The 21008-nt window shown below is 47.0% G+C and carries 29 protein-coding genes, 1 tRNA gene and 1 pseudogene; 25 read left to right on the top strand and 6 right to left on the bottom strand.

Going from position 1 to position 21008, the window contains the following annotated elements; genetic code table 11:
* Nucleotides 1-184: 184 nt before the first annotated feature.
* From ung to GUA98_RS29605, 4 genes are all read left to right on the top strand, one after another.
* On the top strand, nucleotides 185-853 hold the full coding sequence (gene ung / locus GUA98_RS16215; RefSeq protein ID WP_095290055.1) for a uracil-DNA glycosylase: 669 nt from the start codon (nucleotides 185-187) through the stop codon (nucleotides 851-853).
* Between the two features lie 19 nt (nucleotides 854-872).
* Nucleotides 873-1292 carry a hypothetical protein gene (locus GUA98_RS16210; protein WP_095290057.1) on the top strand — a complete coding sequence of 140 codons (420 nt, stop codon included), beginning with the start codon at nucleotides 873-875 and terminating at the stop codon, nucleotides 1290-1292.
* Between the two features lie 229 nt (nucleotides 1293-1521).
* Nucleotides 1522-2109 (top strand): TIGR00730 family Rossman fold protein, encoded by a 588-nt coding sequence (locus GUA98_RS16205; protein WP_127537821.1) that lies wholly within the window; start codon nucleotides 1522-1524, stop codon nucleotides 2107-2109.
* A gap of 113 nt (nucleotides 2110-2222) precedes the next feature.
* Complete coding sequence (locus GUA98_RS29605) at nucleotides 2223-2354, top strand: YjcZ family sporulation protein (RefSeq protein ID WP_217506391.1); 132 nt, start codon at nucleotides 2223-2225, stop codon at nucleotides 2352-2354.
* 169 nt (nucleotides 2355-2523) lie between these two features.
* Here the strand turns inward: GUA98_RS29605 and GUA98_RS16200 are convergent, their stop codons facing one another.
* The gene (locus tag GUA98_RS16200; protein WP_193723756.1) at nucleotides 2524-2817 is read right to left on the bottom strand and encodes a hypothetical protein; all 294 of its coding nucleotides are present in this window, start codon (nucleotides 2815-2817) and stop codon (nucleotides 2524-2526) included.
* Nucleotides 2818-3056: 239 nt separating this feature from the next.
* Here GUA98_RS16200 and GUA98_RS16195 point away from each other — a divergent pair, with 239 nt between their 5' ends.
* From GUA98_RS16195 to GUA98_RS16175, 5 genes are all read left to right on the top strand, one after another.
* The gene (locus GUA98_RS16195) at nucleotides 3057-3791 is read left to right on the top strand and encodes a glycerophosphodiester phosphodiesterase (protein WP_193723755.1); all 735 of its coding nucleotides are present in this window, start codon (nucleotides 3057-3059) and stop codon (nucleotides 3789-3791) included.
* Nucleotides 3792-4025: 234 nt separating this feature from the next.
* Entirely contained in the window at nucleotides 4026-5081 is a 1056-nt protein-coding gene (locus GUA98_RS16190) for a FecCD family ABC transporter permease (RefSeq protein ID WP_153979389.1), read from the top strand.
* A gap of 2 nt (nucleotides 5082-5083) precedes the next feature.
* Complete coding sequence (locus tag GUA98_RS16185; RefSeq protein ID WP_193723754.1) at nucleotides 5084-6115, top strand: FecCD family ABC transporter permease; 1032 nt, start codon at nucleotides 5084-5086, stop codon at nucleotides 6113-6115.
* A 180-nt stretch (nucleotides 6116-6295) separates the two neighbouring features.
* Nucleotides 6296-6616 (top strand): hypothetical protein, encoded by a 321-nt coding sequence (locus tag GUA98_RS16180; protein WP_193723753.1) that lies wholly within the window; start codon nucleotides 6296-6298, stop codon nucleotides 6614-6616.
* Between the two features lie 94 nt (nucleotides 6617-6710).
* The gene (locus tag GUA98_RS16175; RefSeq protein WP_193723752.1) at nucleotides 6711-7304 is read left to right on the top strand and encodes a DUF3221 domain-containing protein; all 594 of its coding nucleotides are present in this window, start codon (nucleotides 6711-6713) and stop codon (nucleotides 7302-7304) included.
* Nucleotides 7305-7389: 85 nt separating this feature from the next.
* Here the strand turns inward: GUA98_RS16175 and GUA98_RS16170 are convergent, their stop codons facing one another.
* Nucleotides 7390-8292, bottom strand: a complete 903-nt coding sequence (locus GUA98_RS16170; RefSeq protein ID WP_193723751.1) for a manganese catalase family protein — start codon at nucleotides 8290-8292, stop codon at nucleotides 7390-7392.
* 215 nt (nucleotides 8293-8507) lie between these two features.
* Between GUA98_RS16170 and GUA98_RS16165 the strand changes: the two genes are divergently transcribed.
* The 4 genes from GUA98_RS16165 to GUA98_RS16150 all read left to right on the top strand — a co-directional run bounded on the left by GUA98_RS16165 (nucleotide 8508) and on the right by GUA98_RS16150 (nucleotide 9809).
* On the top strand, nucleotides 8508-8801 hold the full coding sequence (locus GUA98_RS16165) for a hypothetical protein (protein ID WP_193723750.1): 294 nt from the start codon (nucleotides 8508-8510) through the stop codon (nucleotides 8799-8801).
* Nucleotides 8802-8854: 53 nt separating this feature from the next.
* Nucleotides 8855-9175, top strand: coding sequence for a DUF3889 domain-containing protein (locus GUA98_RS16160; RefSeq protein ID WP_095359409.1), 321 nt, complete (start codon nucleotides 8855-8857; stop codon nucleotides 9173-9175).
* 146 nt (nucleotides 9176-9321) lie between these two features.
* Entirely contained in the window at nucleotides 9322-9534 is a 213-nt protein-coding gene (locus tag GUA98_RS16155; RefSeq protein ID WP_193723749.1) for a hypothetical protein, read from the top strand.
* Complete coding sequence (locus GUA98_RS16150; protein ID WP_193723748.1) at nucleotides 9528-9809, top strand: hypothetical protein; 282 nt, start codon at nucleotides 9528-9530, stop codon at nucleotides 9807-9809. Before GUA98_RS16155 ends, GUA98_RS16150 begins: the two co-directional genes overlap by 7 nt.
* Before the next feature lie 77 nt (nucleotides 9810-9886).
* Here the strand turns inward: GUA98_RS16150 and GUA98_RS16145 are convergent, their stop codons facing one another.
* The 3 genes from GUA98_RS16145 to GUA98_RS16135 all read right to left on the bottom strand — a co-directional run bounded on the left by GUA98_RS16145 (nucleotide 9887) and on the right by GUA98_RS16135 (nucleotide 11176).
* Nucleotides 9887-10123, bottom strand: a complete 237-nt coding sequence (locus GUA98_RS16145) for a DUF3892 domain-containing protein (protein ID WP_095359408.1) — start codon at nucleotides 10121-10123, stop codon at nucleotides 9887-9889.
* 126 nt (nucleotides 10124-10249) lie between these two features.
* Nucleotides 10250-10693, bottom strand: coding sequence for a GNAT family N-acetyltransferase (locus tag GUA98_RS16140; protein WP_193724007.1), 444 nt, complete (start codon nucleotides 10691-10693; stop codon nucleotides 10250-10252).
* Nucleotides 10694-10930: 237 nt separating this feature from the next.
* Complete coding sequence (locus GUA98_RS16135) at nucleotides 10931-11176, bottom strand: hypothetical protein (protein WP_193723747.1); 246 nt, start codon at nucleotides 11174-11176, stop codon at nucleotides 10931-10933.
* A 140-nt stretch (nucleotides 11177-11316) separates the two neighbouring features.
* On the opposite strand from GUA98_RS16135, the gene GUA98_RS16130 reads away from it, so the two are divergent.
* The 9 genes and pseudogenes from GUA98_RS16130 to GUA98_RS16090 all read left to right on the top strand — a co-directional run bounded on the left by GUA98_RS16130 (nucleotide 11317) and on the right by GUA98_RS16090 (nucleotide 16165).
* Nucleotides 11317-11389: transfer RNA gene (locus tag GUA98_RS16130), tRNA-Val, on the top strand.
* A 250-nt stretch (nucleotides 11390-11639) separates the two neighbouring features.
* Entirely contained in the window at nucleotides 11640-12059 is a 420-nt protein-coding gene (locus tag GUA98_RS16125) for an organic hydroperoxide resistance protein (RefSeq protein ID WP_153979380.1), read from the top strand.
* Between the two features lie 198 nt (nucleotides 12060-12257).
* Nucleotides 12258-12833 carry a YdhK family protein gene (locus tag GUA98_RS16120; protein WP_193723746.1) on the top strand — a complete coding sequence of 192 codons (576 nt, stop codon included), beginning with the start codon at nucleotides 12258-12260 and terminating at the stop codon, nucleotides 12831-12833.
* A gap of 103 nt (nucleotides 12834-12936) precedes the next feature.
* Nucleotides 12937-13116 (top strand): hypothetical protein, encoded by a 180-nt coding sequence (locus GUA98_RS16115; RefSeq protein WP_193723745.1) that lies wholly within the window; start codon nucleotides 12937-12939, stop codon nucleotides 13114-13116.
* Between the two features lie 185 nt (nucleotides 13117-13301).
* Entirely contained in the window at nucleotides 13302-13916 is a 615-nt protein-coding gene (locus tag GUA98_RS16110; RefSeq protein ID WP_193723744.1) for a TetR/AcrR family transcriptional regulator, read from the top strand.
* A 4-nt stretch (nucleotides 13917-13920) separates the two neighbouring features.
* A pseudogene (locus tag GUA98_RS16105) lies at nucleotides 13921-14661 on the top strand (SDR family oxidoreductase).
* A gap of 104 nt (nucleotides 14662-14765) precedes the next feature.
* Nucleotides 14766-14966: a hypothetical protein gene (locus GUA98_RS16100; RefSeq protein ID WP_095359404.1), complete on the top strand. Its 201-nt coding sequence runs from the start codon at nucleotides 14766-14768 to the stop codon at nucleotides 14964-14966.
* A 228-nt stretch (nucleotides 14967-15194) separates the two neighbouring features.
* A complete protein-coding gene (locus tag GUA98_RS16095; protein ID WP_153979376.1) occupies nucleotides 15195-15749 on the top strand; it encodes a copper amine oxidase in 555 nt (184 codons plus the stop codon).
* Between the two features lie 98 nt (nucleotides 15750-15847).
* Entirely contained in the window at nucleotides 15848-16165 is a 318-nt protein-coding gene (locus tag GUA98_RS16090) for a DUF1292 domain-containing protein (protein ID WP_095290091.1), read from the top strand.
* 144 nt (nucleotides 16166-16309) lie between these two features.
* Here the strand turns inward: GUA98_RS16090 and GUA98_RS16085 are convergent, their stop codons facing one another.
* Complete coding sequence (locus tag GUA98_RS16085; RefSeq protein ID WP_095290184.1) at nucleotides 16310-17785, bottom strand: aminotransferase class I/II-fold pyridoxal phosphate-dependent enzyme; 1476 nt, start codon at nucleotides 17783-17785, stop codon at nucleotides 16310-16312.
* A 177-nt stretch (nucleotides 17786-17962) separates the two neighbouring features.
* On the opposite strand from GUA98_RS16085, the gene GUA98_RS16080 reads away from it, so the two are divergent.
* From GUA98_RS16080 to GUA98_RS16070, 3 genes are all read left to right on the top strand, one after another.
* Nucleotides 17963-19258 (top strand): MFS transporter, encoded by a 1296-nt coding sequence (locus GUA98_RS16080; protein ID WP_193723743.1) that lies wholly within the window; start codon nucleotides 17963-17965, stop codon nucleotides 19256-19258.
* Between the two features lie 290 nt (nucleotides 19259-19548).
* Entirely contained in the window at nucleotides 19549-20148 is a 600-nt protein-coding gene (locus tag GUA98_RS16075) for a hypothetical protein (RefSeq protein ID WP_095359401.1), read from the top strand.
* A gap of 171 nt (nucleotides 20149-20319) precedes the next feature.
* Nucleotides 20320-21008 (top strand): NAD(P)-binding domain-containing protein (locus GUA98_RS16070; RefSeq protein WP_193723742.1); only part of this gene is annotated, 689 nt, incomplete at its 3' end.

Raw genomic sequence — 21008 nt, 5'->3', positions numbered from 1 at the left:
ATAATCAGAGGATACCAGTCAGAATCTGAGCAGACATGACCCTACAGCACATTTCTGGCCTGCCGCCCGGAGGTATGTTAAAATGATGGATAGTTTGTGAGCCTTGAATCAGGCTCGGCACAAGGGCAGCCAGAGCTTTCTGGCGGCACGGGTATGTTTTCATCAGGGAAAGGAGCCCATACATATGTTTGGAAACGATTGGGACACAGTGCTTAGAGAAGAGATTGAATCGGAGTATTTTAACGATATACGTTATGCTTTAGCAGGAGAATACAAGACACAAACGGTATATCCGTCCAAAGAAAATCTGTTCTCCGCGCTCAAACTGACCCCTTATCATCAGGTCAAAGCGGTCATTCTGGGTCAGGATCCATATCACGGAGCTGGACAGGCCCACGGACTGAGCTTTTCGGTTATGCCAGGTGTACGCATTCCACCTTCACTGCTAAATATATATAAGGAACTTCATGCAGATCTGGGATTGCCAATTCCGAAACACGGGTACTTGGTTCACTGGGCGGAACAAGGTGTATTGCTGCTAAACAATGTACTTACGGTACGCGAGGGCCAGCCGAATTCTCATCAGGGGCTGGGTTGGCAGAAGTTCACTGATGCAGTGATTCGTGCATTGAATGAACGCTCGGAACCGATGGTGTTCATGCTGTGGGGCAGTCATGCGCAGAAAAAAGGTGCTTTTATTAACCGGGACAAACATCTGGTGCTGGAATCAACACATCCCAGTCCACTTGCCGCCCATCGTGGTTTTCTGGGTAGTCGGCCATTCTCCAAAGCCAACGATTTCCTGACCTCCAAAGGTATTCAACCGATTGATTGGACTATACCGGAAAACTAGATAAGCGGAGGTGAGGACATTGCGGCATTGGGTTGGACGAAAAGTAGCAGTATATCGGGCAACGGGAATACGGGAGCCACTGAAGGGGACCCTGGTAGAGTGGGATGAAGAAGCGGATTGTGTACGAATCGGACCGAAACGGATCAAGGTGTCGTTCGACAATATCGCAATGATTAGACCTCTCCCTGAAGAGAGCCTTCCTCTGAAGAAAGCACGTTCTGAGGTGCATAAGGTCGGATATGTGATGAAAAAGGCCATTCAATTTGACAATGCCATCTATTTCAAATCACAGGTCATGATATGGCGGCGGGCCAAAATTGTAGCCCTGTCCACAACGATTCTTCGTCATGATGAAGATCAGGTCGAGCTTGCAGATGGGCGGTTGCTTCGCAAGGACAAGCATATGTTTGTAGTGCGTTCCAGACGGGGCATACGCTAAGTTGACTTGTATATTTAATATTCATTTCATGTAAAGATCATATAGATTTAATCTTCGGCCTTTATATTAAATGTAACAACCCCTTCTAAATGATGTGTAATAACATGGGAACCCGGCCGGCTGCAAACGGTCGGGTTTTTTTTGTCTCCAGACCATATGAAGGGGTAACATAGCAATGACATTCTTGTTATATACTAATGAGATAGACAACAAGAAGGAGTGAAGCCCTTTGAAACGTATATGTGTTTTTGCAGGTTCGAACCCCGGGAATCATCCGGACTATACACAGCAGGCAATTAACTTGGGCAAACAAATTGCAGATAACGGATTCTCCCTCGTATATGGCGGGTCGTGCATGGGATTAATGGGTGCGGTGGCTGATGCAGCACTGGAGAATGGCGGAGAGGTCATTGGCGTTATGCCAACCGGATTGTTTCGTGGAGAAATTGTGCATGGAGGCCTTACACAGCTGATTGAAGTGGGGACAATGCACGAGCGTAAAGCAACGATGGCGGAACTGTCGGATGGATTTATTGCCCTTCCTGGTGGCATGGGAACCTTTGAGGAATTGTTCGAGGTGCTGTGCTGGGCTCAAATCGGTATTCATCGTAAACCAGTTGGTTTATTGAATGTAAACGGTTATTACGAACCTTTGATGAAACTGGTGGAGCATAGTGTCCATGAAGGATTTTCGAATACTTCTCATCTCAGCCTGTGGAGTCTTGAATCCGAACCGGCCGAACTGCTTGCGAAGATGTCGGCTTACGTTCCCGCACAGTTGACTCAGAAATGGACTCAGCTTAATGAACAGAAGTAAATCAGGATAGGGGTTGACCACCGGCATCTGCGGAAAAGTTTCCGTTCTGCCCAGGCAAATTGCGGCCCGAGACATAGTCTATAGTGTACTTTCTTAAGAGGGGAGTGTCACTCATGAGCGAAATCAAAGGCACAGGTTACGGGTATGGATACGGAGGCTTCGGCGGCGGAGCATGGACATCTACAGGCGCGATTCTGGTACTGTTCATTCTGCTGGTTATCATCTCCCGCACCTTCATTCTGTAATGCGGTCAGCCATTCCCGGATGGGAAGGCTCTATTGAAGCGCATCGAATGAGGAATAAGCCTTTCCAAAGAGACGCCGGCAGCTGTCGGCGTTTCAGGGGAACGGTTTTTTTGTTTGCAAAAAAGAAAAACCCTGTTTCCCGGATAACGGTATACAGAGTTGTGAAGGGTTAAACGGCAACAACCGTATTGCTATCGCCAGGAATAAGTAGTGTTTTCCAGGCAATGTATACACCAATCACAGCGGCGATCAGAGCGAGGATCGCTGCTATTAAAGCTAACTGATCAAGTCCACGCTGTGCGTCATCCGTTGAAAATTGACTACTCGTTTTGTCAGGTACAGCCAGCCCTCGAATATATGCATGACCTGTTCGACGTTTATGCCCTGTAGTGGTTCGGTTTTTGCGACCGGGAGCATGTGAATGAGGGTGTATTACCGGTTTATGGGAAGTTATGCGCTTCAATAGTCAACCTCCTTATGGCGGAGTACGGAACTTCTATCGCTCATACTATGTTATGTCGATTTGCAGATTGAGTTCGCAAAAATGAGTGAATCCCCAATCTGAATGGACATCTCCCCCAAGCCATCTACGTCCAATATGGAATCGAACACGCATTAAACGTTCTGTTAATACGGTTATGACAAACCGGTCGTATAGTGGAATTGCTAGAGTTGATGTGCGAATTCAGGAGGTGCTGAGGAATGGCGATTGAAATTATTGCGCATAGAGGAGCTTCTGCCGTCTTCCCAGAGAATACAATGGCTGCGTTTGAACATGGTCTGCAGCTTGGAGCCACGGGTATTGAGACAGATGTTCAGATGTCCAGTGATGGCAGATTGGTTTTGATTCATGATGAGACACTGAACCGGACTGCAGGTGCATCCGGCTGGGTTAAGGATACAACATACGAGCAATTGCGCACACTTGACGCAGGTAGCTGGTTCCATGCCGATTTTGCCCAAGAGCGCATCCCTTCACTGGAAGAACTGTTTGATCTCGTGCAGGGAAAAAGGATTTTGCTTAATCTGGAACTGAAAAATGGAATTGTTGGTTACAAGGGCATGGAGGAAAAGATTGTGCAAGCCATTCGAAATTGGGATTTGGAACAGCAAGTGATCCTTTCGAGTTTCAATCATGCATCCTTGGTGAAGTGCAAACGGATTGCTCCCGACATTCGGACGGCACTTCTTTACATGGAAAAACTCTATCGTCCATACGACTATGCAGCCAAACTGGAAGCCTCGGCACTGCATCCATATAAGCTGGCTGTAACACAGGAGGAAGTAGCTGCTGCGCAGGCTCAGGGAATCTCGACACATCCGTTTACCGTAAACGATCCTGCAGAGATGCAATTATTGATCCAGATGGGTGTGGAAGCGATCATTACGGATGTTCCCGATGTACTGGCCGCACTGATTGGAGTACATAGCCGTTAACATCAAAAGAACAAGCTGCACCTGAGCCCTTATGCTCAGTGCAGCTTTTTTTGGATCTAAAACATGTTTAATGCAATAAACTTGTCCCATTTGTCCATTGCCAGCGAGAGATTGATGACATACAATGATGTATGGGAATGAGAATCAATATCATTAAAAGAACGGCAATAACAGAGAGGTGATTGTTATGTACATAGGATTGGTCTACTCCACTCATAACAAGGGTGGGCACATATGAGTTCGAAGGCTTCATCGACAAGTCATCATACGGAATCTCCGACAGCCAAAATACATACTCGTCCATGGGCTGCTACCTTGATCCTGACGGGTGGTCTCGTACTTCTCGCCCTGGGTATGGCTTTGTCCATTTCTTTTGGTGCCGCAGATATTAAACTCGGTGTAGTCTGGCAAGCCATCTTTAACTTCAACCCGGATCTTACCCCGCATCAGATCATCTGGGAAATTCGATTGCCGCGTATTCTAGGTGGAGCGATGGTTGGTGCCTGCTTCGCTGTAGCTGGTGCAATCATGCAGGGGATGACACGCAATCCACTCGCGGATTCAGGCTTGCTTGGGCTCAATTCCGGGGCAGGATTTGCCCTGGCGGTGTGCTTCGCTTTTTTCCCTGGCATGCCGTACATGTATATCATTATGTATTCCTTTATCGGGGCAGGGCTTGGCGTACTGCTTGTATACGGATTCGGCGCAGCGTCCAGATCGGGCCTTACGCCTCTTAGGCTGGTGTTGGCGGGAGCAGCGGTATCCGCCATGTTGTCCGCACTGAGTGAAGGGATCGCCTTGTATTTCAAAATTGGACAGGATCTGGCCTTCTGGACAGCGGGCGGTGTTGCCGGTACAAAATGGTCTCAACTGGAGGTCATGTTCCCCTGGGTCCTGGCTGCACTCATTGTAGGCCTGATTATATCTCGTTCTATCACACTTCTTAGTCTCGGCGAAGAGATTGCCGTCGGACTGGGACAGCGTACCGGCGTGATTAAGCTGGTTGGTCTTATCGTTGTGCTTATTCTTGCGGGTACGGCCGTATCCGTGGTTGGTGCTGTAGGTTTCGTTGGGCTTATCATCCCCCACCTTACGCGTAAAATCGTCGGGGTTGATTATCGCTGGATCATTCCATGTTCCGCGGTCATGGGAAGCTTGCTGCTGGTGTTCGCCGATCTGGCTGCACGCATGATTAATCCGCCATACGAGACACCAATCGGTGCTCTGGTTGCCTTGATCGGGGTACCGTTCTTCCTCTATCTGGCCCGTAAAGAAAGGAGGTCTCTGTAATTATGGGATCCTCAACTCTCACTGGTGCTGAGCGCAAAAAGAGAACGAAAAGCACCATGGTCATGATTGTACTTGGTGCATTGATTATTGCAGCATTTATGATCAGCATGAACACGGGGTTCACCAAGCTGAGCCCTTTTGAAGTGCTGCGTACGTTATTCGGTGGGGGAACACCGAAGCAGGAGTTAATCCTGTTTGAGTTCCGTTTGCCTCGGATTGTAATTTCAATATTGGTAGGTGCAGGGCTTGCCTTGTCCGGATGTATTTTGCAAGGTGTGTCCCGTAACCCGCTGGCTGACCCGGGGATTCTCGGGATCAATGCAGGTGCAGGGCTCGTCGTAATGCTATTTGTATCCTTTTTCCCAACAACAACCGCGGCCCCTGTATTTCTGCTGCCGATTCTTGCCTTGCTTGGATCCAGTTTTGCCGCCTTTCTCATCTATGTGCTTTCGTATAAAAAGGGAGAGGGCATCATGCCTACCCGCATGCTTCTTACAGGAATTGGGGTAGCGGCCGGAATCAGCTCTGCTATGATTGTGCTTACACTTCGGCTCAGTCCGGAGAAGTATCAGTTTGTGGCGACATGGATGGCAGGCAGCATCTGGGGATCAAACTGGAAGTTCGTAACGGCATTGCTTCCATTTCTAATTATTCTTATTCCGGTCGTTCTATATAAAGCGCGTGTGCTGAATGTCCTGAACCTTGGGGACCAGACCGCCAGTGGACTGGGTGCATCGGTTAATCGTGAGAGACTCATTCTGCTTGCTGCTGCCGTAGGACTAGCCGGGTCCTGCGTATCTGTCAGTGGCGGAATTGGTTTTGTAGGTTTGATCGGACCGCATCTGGCCAGACGCCTTGTGGGTCCGAAACATCAGTTTCTTTTGCCTGCATCCGCTTTGGTCGGATCGCTTCTGGTTCTCATTGCGGACACGCTGGGCCGTGTCATTCTGCAGTCTTCCGAGATTCCGGCAGGAGTTCTGGTTGCGATCCTCGGTGCGCCATACTTCCTCTATCTCTTGAGCAGAACCAGATAGAGCAATTCACATGGTAACAGAACGTCTTCATTGGGCTCGCCTAGGGCCGGGTGAAGGCGTTTTTGTTTTAATTGATATGGATGTGATTAATGTACCGGAGAAGGGCGAAATATAATGGATAAGCAGGGAATGATTTTTTAACATGATAAGTTGCGATTATATTCGAAGGAGGCGGTCAAGATGGCACAAATTCTTGGCACGTGGCTGATATTCATTTTGCTTCTGTTCATCCTGTATCGGGGTATTAAGAAACTGTCGCAATCGCATCAAAAGCCGGTGTTCAGACGCTGGGGCGGTTTGATGGCCGTATTATTTATCGTAGGGGCGGTGCCCTTGGGCTTTGCTTTTTATACCGAATTAACCGATGAACGGCTGGATGCCAATATCGGACTGGGAATCGCCATGCTATTTGCCTGGGGCTACTGTGTTCTGTTATGTTGTGCGGGGTTGATCATTTGGGGAAGGTATGCGTACAAAAGATCCCAAAAAATTAAGCGATAATCTTGCCCCTCTTTTGCAACTTCGGGTCATGGAAAGCCGTCTATTGGAAGAGAAATAGGCTGCACTACATGTTGCCTATAGAGGGGGAATGAAAGTGGCCAGTCGTATGCTCGTTCTTATGCTGCTTATCATATTAATTCTTACAGGGTGTTCGGTACAGGTTCAGAAGGAAGGGGCACAACCGCCGCGAACAGATGCTCCAAAAGAGAAAGGGTTTACCGGCTATGTGGTGGATCGCAAAGAGAATTCAATCCTTGTTGTGAATCCTGAACATGAGGACATCGGAACGAATGGAGAAACCAGTAAGTATTATCCGGCAAAATGGTTTTCCAATGTACCTGATTCTCAGATTGGTACGTATGTAGAAGTCTGGACGGATGGAAGTCCTGAAGTTGAGCCTTATCCAGGTCGTGCAAGAGCAGAGTCCATTGCGGAGTATGCTGCGGCAACTCCCGAAGGCGCGAAGATCAGTGAGGCGGACGCCATTCGCGGCGGAATCTATTTATCCGATGGTAAGGAGATAAGTTTGCCGGTCATTGAACACGTTGAGTTTCACGCCGACACAGGAATCTGGACGGTTCGCATGCGGGATGCCATGTCAGCGGATAATAATCAGGCCCAGATTGAACTCGAAGTTCCGGATGTGGAGCCGGTGGAATCGGTGGTGCAGGAACCAAAAAGTGAATGAAGCATAAAAAAACAAAAGCCCTCAGATCTGCTTATCTAGCAAACGAGGGCTTTATATGTTATGGCATGATTATGATCATGCTGTATCAATCCGTAATATTTCCCGCCATTTTCAGACGACGTGCAATTTCTGCGAAGTCCTCATGTGAAATGCCTGGGGCGAATTCTTCTTCCACCGCTGGGGCTTCCGGAATCGGAAAGCCTTCGGGAACACCTTGAATGACTTCAAGTGGTTGTCCATCTTCAGGGTGTGTTCCTTTCCAGATTTGGCTGATGGCATTAAAGTCTTTATCGCTATACGTGTACAGCTTGGTGTGTACGCCTTTTTCTTCATATTTTCGGGTCTCGGTGAACGCCTTGTTGTCCAATGAAGGAATAGGAACCAGTTTGGTCACGTTCACGCCTGTTGCAATTTCCAGCGCTTTGGCGTAGGCCACGACGTGTACGCCGCCGCGTACTAGCAGGAACCCAACCACTTCCCGGGCAGCAGGGTGATCCGTCATTTCGTATACTTTCATTTTATGTGTACGTGCGCCGCATTCGAGGAAAAAGTTATGCAGCAGATCCTCGACCAGATTACCACTGTTGAACACATTTGCACCGGTCCACGGGTTGCCCATAGAATCAAAAGGCATGGCACCTTGGGCACCAGCGAGGTAATGATAGGATAGACGTGCATCCTTCACGGAACCAAGTGGTGTATCATCGGGTTCCTTGTAGGCGGTTGAACCTCTGAGACATTGGTTTATCCCGTGAGACACCAGCTCCACGTGACCCAATTCTTCGGCTGTAATACTCATGACGAGGTCGTAGAAGGGCTTCAATTTTTCCTTGGAGCGAAAATTAAACGACTGATAGAGGTAATTGTTCAACGTTGACATCTCTCCGAATTTGCCGCCTAGTAGTTCCTGTATGGAGGCAGCTGCATTGGGATCGGGCTTCTCGACATTGGGAATTTCAATCAAGATTTCATCCATTCGTTTGAACATTTACATATAACCTCCTCGAAATGGGTGTTCAGATCATCCTTCAGTCTATCAAGGCCTATTACACATAGAATGGGAGAATCAAACGGCATATATCATATTTGGGGCTAAAGACGTATATATCCGATTCAGGATCTCGTTTCCAATGGGGATGTATTTGAGTTACAATCAGAGTCATGGGGATTTTGGCTAAGGGCAATAGAAAAGGAGGACAAGTTTTGCTTAAACGTTGGCTTATCGCAGTATTTACTATAGGTATACTTTTACTTCTTCATGTGGAGCATGTCTCTGCTTATGTACATCATCAAGTCGAAGTGGATCAAGAAACGAGGGAAGCCTTGAAGAAAAAGTATGGGCTGGATGCACCGTCCAATCCGGACCCAACGAATCATGTATTGTCAGGTGACTGGGGGATAAGCTTCAATCCTCCTCTGGATCGGCATCAAACGATTCTTCAGATTGTTCGCTGGGTTCAGCAACCTGTAACATTAATCATTCGACTGATCGTGTAAAATAATCCTCCCATGGGCAGGCTAACGGAAACAAGCCCCAAGGAGTGATTGATATGAGATTACTTATCGTTACACTGATGACGATTATGCTGAGTTTGTCGGGACTAGCCACCAGTTCAGCGGCTCCCATTCCGGATTATGCGAAGTGGGGAATCATTGCCGTAAAAGAAACGCAGACCAAGTATAATGTGGACATACTCGATTACAAGCATATTGGACGTACATCGCTGACAGCTAACCAATCCCGGGAGCAGTTTAAGTTATGGGTGCGGGGCAAGGATGGCAAAGAGTTTGCTGTGTATGTCAATGTAGATTTTAATCCGTCTACGCAGCAGTTAAAAAAGGTGCAGTTCAGTGAATCGGATCGACACTAAAAAATAAAAAAAGCCAGGCATCTCTGATGAATGGGACAAGCCTGGTTTTTTGCTGTATAAAAATCCTTTTTTTAGTTATTGAATAAAGAACTTATGTTCGCATATAATAAAGTATACAAACAAACGTTCTTATTGGAGGGATGATTATGCTGGGAAAATATATCGGCCAGATGGTGGAACTCGTGTACATGGATCGTGCAGGACATATTACGCAGCGTCAGATTCGTATTAACAGTGTGCGAGGTGGGAGAATCCGAGCATCCGCAGGAGCAGATGGATTACCCCGGACATTCCTGGAGCAAGGTATTCTGGCATGGCGTCCTATCCTTCATAAGGACGGGGAGGCGGGCATATGTTAAACGATTTTGAACGGAAGATTTTGCGAATTATCGTTAATTATGCCGGGCAGCGACGACGTATGCCCCGAATGGAGGAGCTGGAGAACAAGACAGGGCGAAGCCGGGAGCTCATTCGCGAATCATTGCTTGAACTGGAGCGCAGACAGCATATTAACTGGGACAATAAATCCACGCTGGAAGGAATACAGATCTTGCAGGCATGGGAACAGGAACCGCAGCCGATTCGTAAGAGTCAGCCTGCCGGAGATGCTGTTAAATATTTTTTGGAATACTAGGGAAACTTTATTGCGAAATAAAAACGCCAATCCGGGATGCCGGACTGGCGCTTGCTTCGTTATTACACATCGTATATTCAGAACGTGGGGAGTTGATCCAAATTGTTGGTCGGGTCGCCGTCCGCATCACCGCGAATGTACATTTCCCCGTCCTTGCCTTTAAACACATTCACACCCGCTATGGCTCCTGCCTGTACTTCTGCCAGCGCTTGTTGATAATCCAGTATGCGTCCAGATGAGGTTTGAAAGCCAGTCAGATCACCGTCACCATTTTTTTGTACTGCTGTGAAGCTCTCACGTGTCGTCTGATTCATCATGTCACACTCCTTATCTGAGGAAATGAGAATTTGAGTTCCCCTTTAGCCTGTCCGAATCGAAAAAAAGTATGCATGACATCGCAGAACACTTGTAGACACGTTGATTCACCGAAGGATAGGGCTTTACAGACTCTTTCTCATGCGTACGTGCAGAATGTCGGCATCATAAAAAGGTTCTTCCGAAATCACTTCATATCCGAGCTTCTCATAAAATTTCTGAGCCTGACATTGCGCATCCAGTACAGAGTAAGTCAAGCCAAGCTCCCGTGCCCGTTCTTCCATGGCCAGCAGGAGTACACGTCCATAACCGAATGAACGATGGGATTGAAGCACAGCAATTCGCTGCATTTTGGCTGTATCCTTGCTGTAATAGATAAGTCGTCCTGTAGCTACAGCCTGTCCGTCCGTACTTAATAAAACATGATGTACATCAGGACTGATGACATCAAATTGATCGATTTCAATCTCGGCAGGCACCTGCTGCTCGATGACAAAAACGTCATGGCGGATGCCCAATGCTTGCTGGAGCTGTTCATCTGTCGTTACATAAATAATTTCGGCTGCCAATTCCATTCCTTCTTTCTGCTCTTGAGCGACATATCAGACTGCATTATACAAAAAAACGCTTTTCCTGTATAGTTGAGTCTGGAACATATTGGGAAAGGGGCGAAGAGAATGGGCATGGCAGGAATTATGACCATTACACTCTTGATGTCTGCCGGAATGATCGCTTTATTATATTACGTAACCAAAAAGGCCTACTCCAGGAAGTGGGATGAGGACGAGTGATGACATGCAAGAGTGTCAGGGCAAAAGCTCACTGTTTCCCTGAGGCGAATACACCTCTTCATGGACAGATTTTGAGTAGACATCAAGCCAAACTGGCAGATCATCCGTTACATTCGGTTGCTGTAGCTGTTGGAATTGCACGGTATGTTCATCCCGTTCCAGACTGCAGCCGGAGATCACGAGAATAAGTACGGTAAGGGAAAGAATGAAGCCCCATTTTTTGCGATGGGTCCGGGATTTATGGGAGTTTGCGTGTGGCATCGAAGTCACCTCTTTAATGAAATGGTAATCATTCCTTAGTGTGCTCCAATCTCCACAAAATATAACCAATAAACCATTGACATTGTACGCGTTTACTTGGTATGATACTGTTACTTCATTCGAACAGAATAAGTTATCATGATCTGTTAGCTCAGCTGGGAGAGCACTATCTTGACAGGGTAGGGGTCAGTGGTTCGAGCCCACTACAGATCATAACGAAAAGTCCTTGCATAGCAAGGGCTTTTTTCTTGTTTGTTTTGAAGATTCGCTAAAAACTTGGATCAAGCTCCAAGGTAATAAAATAAGAAAACAAAGGGTAGAAGTCGCCAAAAGGGCGGCTTCTTTTTTATAATAAAATAATTGTTTACAAACGCAATTCAATTGTATACAATCAAATTGTAAACAATAATTAATTGAGATTAACTTATCATATAAAATTCAATGATGAAGAGGAGAAATGACAATGAAAACTCTATATGAAACGACAGTAATCAATACAGGTGGACGTCAAGGGATCGTGCAATCACCAGATAACGTATTTATGCTGGATGTAGCTGCACCGCCGGAACTTGGTGGTAAAGTGACTACGGCTACGAATCCGGAGCAGCTGTTTGCAGCAGGATACAGTGCATGTTTTAACTCTGCTTTGGAATTTCAATTGAAGAAACACAATGTGGAGATTGAGCGTAGCACCGTATCTGCAACGGTGATGCTTGTTACAGATCCTTCGGACAACGGAGTAAAGCTGGAAGTTGAGCTGGAAGTGAAAATCGAGGGTTTGGATGAAGAGACTGCACAGAAATTTGTCAAACTTGCTCATGACTATTGCCCGTACTCCAAAGGAATCAAAGGCAATGTAAATGTAACTCTGGAGATGGCGTAACAATCAATACGAATTAAGAACACCTTCAAATGTCTGTCCCATGGCCCATTGCAAAAAGGGGATAGGACAGAGCTGAAGGTGTTTTTTTTATTATGGGGGTCTAAGGGTAAAGCTTGGAGGTTGAAGGTTGAAGGTTGAAATATACCCACATGGGGTATATTATAGGTATCTAGATTCGTATTTCAAAGGAGAGTTGACATGAAAAAGTACGTAATGATGATGGTATCTCTACTGATCGCAGGAAGTCTAATACTAAGTGGTTGTGGTAAAAATACGGAACAGAAAAGCAGCAATGACAGCGGTGACAGCAATAACAGTCATACAGCCACTACAGGAGAAATGCATCATTCGGATTCAGGAGAGCTGCCACAAGGGCTTATGGAGAAGGTGGATCCTACATATCCGATTGGCAGTCAGGTTATCATGAGTGCCGACCATATGTCCGGTATGAAAGGGGCAACCGCCACGATTGTTGGAGCCTATGAAACGACCGTTTATGCAGTTACGTATATACCGACAACGGGGGGAGAGCCTGTGAAGAACCATAAGTGGGTGATCCAAGAGGAAATAAAGGATCATAATAAAGCCCCCTATAAAGTTGGTGCAGAGGTTGTATTGGACGCGGACCACATGACCGGTATGAAAGGGGCAGCAGCTACCATTGATTCCGCTGAACAGACGACAGTGTATATGGTGGATTACACGCCGACAACTGGAGGAGATCCGGTGAAAAATCACAAGTGGGTTACAGAGGATGAGTTATCCGCTGAATAGATGACACGATCCACGAAGAGAGAATCATTCATCCTTTAACGCAATTCTGGGTTATAATGGAACTTGAAGGCCGGAAATTCTGCTGGAAAGGGGAATGTATATGATGGATTTTAGCAAACCACCGCATGCCTCAGAGACAGAAACACACAGCCAGCGTCACCAAGAGCGTGAACAAGAACTTATATCTGGTGGAGGTAAAGGCATTTGGTGGGAAATCAGCAACTGGCTGATTCTTGGAGGGATTCTGGTTGTCCTATTCTTACTGTTCAAGTATGTTTTCTGAATAAATAATAGAGGATGAGATAAAGAGTCCGTTGCGTGGGCTCTTTTTTGCTGTGTGAAAAAAGTATATATCATCAGAGTGACAAATGACAAAAATCAATATTTGTCATTTGTTAAAATCTGTGTTAATCTACATTTACGATGGAGGTGAGCAGTGGGTGGTTCGTTTTTAACCATCTTAATGATATGAGCAAAGATAAAATTTCCGAATTTTTAACCAAAGAGCAGATTATTACAGCCACTCAGGAAACCATCAGGCGGTTTGGTGCTGCCAAAACCTCCGTTACAGATGTAGCCAAATTGCTTGGAGTCAGCCATGGTACCATTTACAGGCATTATGCCAGCAAGAAGGAATTACTCGAAGGTGTAACGGCACAGTGGTTGGAAGATGAGATTATCGCTCCACTTGCGAAGGTCGTAAGCGTACAGACCGAAGCTGGAGAAGGAATACAACATCTCAAAAAATATATCAAAACCTTAAATCACCTTAAACGGCACTATGCAGAATCAGACACAGAGTTATTTGATATGTATGCCAAGGTTACACAGGAATCGGCAGAACTCATTTACAGACATGTGGAGCAGTTAACACAGCATCTCGCCGAGATTATACAGCAGGACCAGCAGCTTCGTTTCCCGAAACCGAACAAGGTTGCTGCAGGAATTTTACACGCAACAGCTCGCTTCCATCATCCCGCACATGCATACGAATGGCATTGTGAGACCATTGATGAGGAATTCGAACAGGTTTGGTTGCTGATTGAGCAAGGTGTATTTCATCTGAATTCAGGGAGGAAGTAATCTCATGACCAATTTATCAGGTAAAGTTGCCATCGTCACGGGTTCATCACGCGGAATTGGACGGGCAATAGCCCTACAGCTCGCCGATCTGGGCGCAGATGTCGTCATCAACTATGCAAGCAGTCCAGACAAGGCAGAAGAAGTGGCAGAACTGGCTCGGCAAAAGGGTGTCCGGGCGATCACGATCCACGCAGATCTGGCACAAAAGAATCATGTGGAGCACTTATTCGCAGAAACGGTGAAGCAGCTGGGCAAAGTGGATATTCTGATCAACAACGCAGGGGTGATGAAAACAACACCTTTGGCGGACGTTACCGAGGAGGAGTTTGACCAGCAATTTGCAATTAATGTGAAGGGAACGTTCTTTGCCTGTTAGCAAGCCCTGAAAACCATGGAGAACGCCGGACGAATCGTGAACTTTTCCACCTCCGTAGTTGGCCAGATGTTTCCTGGATATAGCGTGTACGCAGGTACCAAGGGTGCAGTGGAGCAATTTACCCGTCAACTCGCGAAGGAATTCGGCTCCAAACAGATTACGATTAATGCAGTGGCACCTGGTCCGGTGAATACGGAACTGTTTGCCGCGGGCAAGACAGAACAGCAGCTGGATGGGCTGCGCAAGATGAATGCATTTGGTCGCTTGGGCGAACCGGAAGACATCGCAAGTGTTATCTCTTTTCTTGTTAGCCCTGAATCGCAGTGGGTCACCGGACAGACACTGCGTGTAAACGGTGGTTTTATCTAACGAACGATTTCGCAAGAATAATCATTCGGCATTGACACCAAACCGGGCGAATCCCCATATGATGCACTACATTAGTAAGCACTTGCGGAAATGGGGAATCCGGGATGGCAAAGGCAAAAGGTAAAAAAGCACCAGCGTTGAAGAGTGACAAACTCCGTGTGTCCATGAAATTGGTCACTTCAGATGTGTGCGAGCGATGCAAGACACCCTGTACACGAGGCATGGAATACGCTGCACGTATGCGGACGGCAGGAGCCGTAGGGAAAGGCGTACCTTGCATCCTGACTCGGCACACGACTTCCTAGTCTCTTTTCAGGCTGAAGTTTCCCAGAAATAATTCGTATAAGCTCGCATTTACAATAATCATACTACAGAGGCGTTCTCGAAGGAGAAGGGCCTCTTTTTGATTGTTCCAAGGGATGGGAAATTTTCTGGATAAAAAATGAAAAATGATGAAAAACAGCGCAACTTTGTTGTTGAACCTGCAGTATAAATGTACAACAGCTTGCAGCAGGGGAGGGAATATTGACGGAATGAAATGGAAAAGAATATTGCTGTGTGTCACGGTATTCTCCTTGCTCGGCGGGTCTTTATTGTTTGCGGATTCCGTAAACGAAAAGATTCGGGTGCTCATCAACGGCAAGGAAGCAGCTGACGGAGGTTACCTGATCGATGGAACGACCTATGTACCTGTGAGAGAAGCAGGGGGGATCGCCAGATGGGATAACAGCAACAAGCGAGTAACGGTGATTAAGCCGAATGTACATATTTTTCTGTTCAAGGGAGACACCGTATTTGGCAACGTGAACGTTGGCAAATTGAAATTCAATGTGTTTTCTCAAGTGGACAGCTTAACAACGGATGTGGCTGCAGTGAAGGTGACAATTACCAATCCGAGTGGCCAGGTGAAGGATATTCAATCCCAGGAGCTCAAAACCCAGAAGGATAATTTCTGGTTCCGGACTTACGATTTTACGTATGATTTCAGTCGTGCTGGCAAATACCAGGTTGGTTTTCATATTAAAGAAAATGCAAACAGCAACTACGTTCTGGTGGCAGAGAAAATCATTACCGCACTAAACGAATGAGGCGGAAAATAACGTTGCTGAGTAAATTGACCTAGCCTTGCGAACATGTTACGATATGCAAGGTTACACAATTTCTATTTACAAAGCGAGGTATATCAATGAGCGATCACACACATGAACACGGCGATGCCTGCGGCTGCGGTCACGACCATGACCACGACCACGAGCATGAAGAAGTTCTTCTGACTCTGACAGACGAGAACGGAAATGACGTGGAGATGGTTTTGGTGGAGACGTTTGACGTGGAAAACCATGTTTATGCGCTCCTGCTGGAACGTAACAATCCTGAAGCTGACGGCATCATTCTGCGTATGGAAGAAGAAGACGAGGAAATGGTGCTCTACAATATTGAAGACGAAGCCGAGTGGAACCGCGTTGAAGCGGCTTACAACGAGCTCGTCGCAGGACAAGAGTAATTTTTCTTATGCACTAGAACAACGGGGCTCCTTGATCTCAAGGGGTCTTTTGTTTGTTTTCATGCTCTAAAAAGCAACAAAAAAGGGCCAAGCCGGAGCTTGGTCCTTCGATATCATTACCCATTGAGAAGATAGAGTAATCCCTTAGAAAATCGCATCTGCTTCAACAATGACTTTGACATTGGTAACACTGCGGTCTTCGGGGCCTTTTACAGGCAATCCAACCTCAACATGGTCGATAATGTAATCAATATTTTCTTGCGTAATAACCTCACCCGGCAGCAGAATCGGAATTCCAGGCGGGTATACGTAGATGAATTCAGAGATAATACGTCCTGCAGATTCTTTAAAAGGAATGACCTCCGTATCCCCGTAGAATGCATCACGCGGCGTGAGCATCAATTGTGGAACGTCAGGAACCTTAACCACAAGTTCATGTGCAGGGTTAACCTGATAATACGTACGGGACAGATCTTGGAGTGCGTTCAGCAAGATGTCCACCGATTCATCCGTATCGCCAGGAGTGATCAGGCACAGAATATTATACATATCACTGAGCTCGACCTCAATATTGTAATGTTCACGCAGCCAGTTCTCGGTCTCATAGCCTGTGATGCCAAGATGACGGACATGAATGGTTACTTTCGTTGGATCATAGTTAAAGGTTGCCTCCGTACCGAGCAGCTCTTTGCCGAAGCAGTACAAACCGTCAATATCGTTAATGGTACGTCTCGCGAATTGAGCCAGATCAATGGCCTTCTGTGCCATTTCGTGACCGTGCAGCGCCAGATTGCGTCTTGACGTATCAAGTGAAGCAAGCAAGATATACGAAGTAGACGTAGAAGTCAGCATACTGAGAATGGTCTGTACACGCTGCGGATTCACGAATCCGTTTTTGGTGTTCAGATTCAGCACGGAACTCTGTGTCATGGAACCGCCAAGTTTGTGTACACTTGTTGCAGCCATATCCGCTCCGGCAGCCATTGCAGACAACGGCAGTTCCTCATGGAAATGAATGAGTACGCCATGTGCTTCATCCACAAGTACAGGCACCTGGTAGCTATGGGCGAGTTCAACAATCTCTTTTAGGTCTGTACATACACCGAAGTACGTTGGATTAATAACCAGCAATGCCTTGGCGTCCGGATGACGCTCAAGCGCACGTCGTACAGCACCTGTAGTCACGCCGTGATCGATACCGAGGTTGGCATCCTGTGCGGGAGATACGAATACAGGCTTCGCTCCTGAGAAAATAATGGCAGACATGACCGATTTATGAACGTTGCGGGGCACAATAATTTTGTCACCCGGTTCGCATACCGACAGAATCATAGTCATGATTGCACTGCTTGTGCCTTGCACACTAAAATAGGTATGATCGGCTCCGAATGCATCGGCTGCCAGAATCTGCGCTTCCTCAATGACACCGGTTGGCTGATGAAGATCATCCAGCGGAGCGATGTTGATCAAATCTATGGAGAGGGCATTATCGCCGATAAATTCACGAAATTCGGTATCCGTTCCCAATCCTTTTTTATGTCCCGGGATATGAAATTGCACCGGATTGAGTGCCGCGTGGTTTTTTAAAGCGGTAAACAGCGGCGTACGGCGGTGATCCATCAGTGCTGTCACAACCTTTCCTGATAAAATGTCAAACAAAGATGAGTATAGCAAATTAGGAACCGAATGCAAGCGGTAGGCTTGACAAATTTTCAAATTGCTAAGATTTGGGCGTATCCCTGACGGTTACAGTATGGATAGGAGATGGGCCGGTGAACACCGAAAGGGGAATAAGAAATGCAGACAGACATCAAACCAGTCAAAATTTTGCGATCACCATTTTTCATCGCGATGTGGCTAACACTTTTCTTGGTTGAAGTGATTAAAGGAGCACTGCTGGTGGCCGTCCTGCCAGTGTATATGGATAATATTTTGGGCTTGTCCGCAGGGGTGATTGGTGTAGCCTTTGCCCTTCAATACCTGGGTGATAATCTGTTCAGGGCACCATCGGGCTGGGCGGCAGAACGCATCGGTTTTCGTGCAACGATGGTGACGGCCCTGATATGTACATTGATTGCGGTACTTATGATTATCTTTTTTAAAAGTGCATTTGGACTGGCTCTGGCCTGCCTGATTCTTGGTGTGGGAACATCACCGCTCTGGCCCTGTGCCATGACGGGGGTGACTGCACTGTCAGGACCTCAAAACAAAAACGGAACAGCGATGGGGGCGCTGGAAATGGCTGCTCTGGGTGGAACGGGACTTGGACCGATCGGCATGAACTGGCTGCTTGAGCGTACCGACCATGATTATCGTACCGTATTTCTTGTCCTGCTTGGCTGTGCCGTTCTCGTTATTTTGGTCGCCATGATACTACCAGGACGGGTGGTGTTGGAAGAGCAACAGCATACAGGAGGGGAAACGACCAAAAAAGCGGTCAAATACCCACCGAAGCCTCATCTGCTTACACCGTTAATCAGGCTCAAAAACAGTGTACAGGGGACCCTGCAGAGGGTGCGCAGCACGCTTAATGTCAATCCGCTGGTATATCCTGCCCTGTTTATGCAGTCCTTTGTTATAGGCCTTCTCAGTCCGGTTATTACGTTGTATACCCGAACTGACCTTCATATTTCACCAAACCTGTATAGTCTGCTGTTAATCGCAGGCGGCGGAATAACAGTGATTGCCCTGCTTCCAGTGGGTAAAATGGTGGATCGATTCGGGACATCGATATTTCTCCATATGGGCTTTTTACTCGCCTCTGCAAGTCTGTTTGCCTTTGCGTCCATTACATCCATTCCGGTTGTTTTTGGCATCGTCATGTTGGTAGGGGTTAGTTATGCCATGATTTTACCTGCCTGGAATACCTTCGTGGCTACTCTTATACCGAAGGGGGAGCGAGGGGCTATCTGGGGATTTTTCCTCACCCTTCAAGGGTCCGGCATGGTTGTGGGTCCCATCGTTTCGGGGTTGTTATGGGATCACATCAGTCACCCGGCTCCATTTATCGGAAGTGCTGTTGTTATGGCCGGGCTCGCGGTTGTTCATTTTGTGTTATCGCGAAGACCGTATCGCACAGCCCCTGCCAAATGAACATAAAAAGGAGTTCCTATACCGGGTTGAATCCGGTGTTGGAACTCCTTTTTCTATATGCAGGCGACAACATTTCGCGTCCAGTATAACATGAAATTCGGGGGCTTGCCCCTGTGCATCCGCGGAAACATCGATTCCACTGTAGGATTCGATGAAAAATAGTCAAATAACCAAGTACCCTTACATAAAATGAAGTATAAAATAGGGTAAGCCGATACGGAAGTAGCAATGAAATAAGCAATGGAAGAAGAGGACCGGTAACACATCCGGTACAAATGGAGGGGAGTGCCGTGAATAAGAGTTATGAAGTTGAATATTGCAATCTGGAGCTGCGGTTCAACCGTCGGCATATCCAAAATTTGATCAAAGACCTTATTCGTGAAGGGTATTCACTATATTGGAGCGAGGATGAATCCTATTTTATTCTGTCTGTCCGCACCGGACGCAAGCTGGTAAAGCTCCGTTTTCAACAGACACGCAGCGGGAACTACAAGATGACAGGTGACTACATCATTAAGGACGCCAAGCTGGCAGAATGGCTCGAGAAGCTGATAGGGGATACACGCGGGCATGCTGTCGTTAAACGTTTCAAGGATCAGCAGATGACGGTAGAGAACATTTTGTTTGGTGAGGTTATACGTCTTGTGGAAGTTTCCGGATTCAAACAGCGTGTCATTTTTCAAAAGGAACCCGCGCCGACGGCGGAGGAGATGGAAGAGATGTTTCTATCGCGAGAAGGAGAGGAGCGGCTCATGCTCCTGCGGATGGAAATTGATGATGAACTGGAGCGTCTGTACGCTGCCATTCAGATGGATAATACAGAGAAGGCAGACATCTGCCGAGAGACATTAAAGCGTCTGTCCGGACACATGCTGATGCTCGAAGGTTGAGCCCGAAGACCGTATTTATGAAAATACGATGAACACCTCAGATATTTGGGGTGTTTTCTCGTTGAGCAGCAGGGTTGCGGGGTTCACTTCCATGAGTAAAACCGTTAAAATGGGGATATTGTTGAGAGTCAATTTCAATAAAATTAATTGGAGCAAAGGATGAGGACCCAGATGGCAAAACAACAGATCGGTGTCATTGGACTTGCAGTAATGGGCAAAAATTTGGCCCTTAACATTGAAAGCAGAGGCTTCACGGTGTCGGTATTTAACCGTTCCCCGGAGAAAACCAATGATCTTCTGAAAGAAGCTGAAGGCAAAAACCTCACAGGCACGTTCTCTATTGAAGAGTTCGTGGCATCCCTGGAATCCCCGCGCAAAATTCTGATCATGGTACAAGCCGGTAAAGCGACGGATGCAACCATTGAACAATTACTGCCTCACCTGGATGAGGGCGACATCATTATTGACGGAGGGAACGCCTACTTCCCTGATACCCAGCGCCGCAGCAAAGAGCTGGAGGAAAAAGGCATTCGCTTCATTGGTACCGGTGTATCCGGCGGTGAAGAAGGCGCATTGAAAGGCCCTTCCATTATGCCGGGCGGACAGGAAAGTGCGTACAAGCTGGTAGAACCGATTCTGACTGCCATCTCCGCAAAGGTTGGTGACGATCCTTGTTGTACATATATCGGACCGGATGGTGCCGGACACTACGTTAAAATGGTACACAACGGTATTGAATACGGAGATATGCAGCTGATTGGTGAAGCCTACCACCTGCTCAAATCCGTTCTGAATGTTTCCGTTGAGGAGCTGCACGAAATCTTCACAGAGTGGAACCAAGGCGAACTGGACAGCTATCT

Origin of the sequence: Paenibacillus sp. P13VS, assembly GCF_015143645.1 — a bacterium.
GTDB lineage: Bacteria > Bacillota > Bacilli > Paenibacillales > Paenibacillaceae > Paenibacillus > Paenibacillus xylanilyticus_A.
The sequence above is the reverse complement of the archived record's forward strand: the minus strand, read 5'-3'. Positions and strand labels throughout refer to the sequence as shown.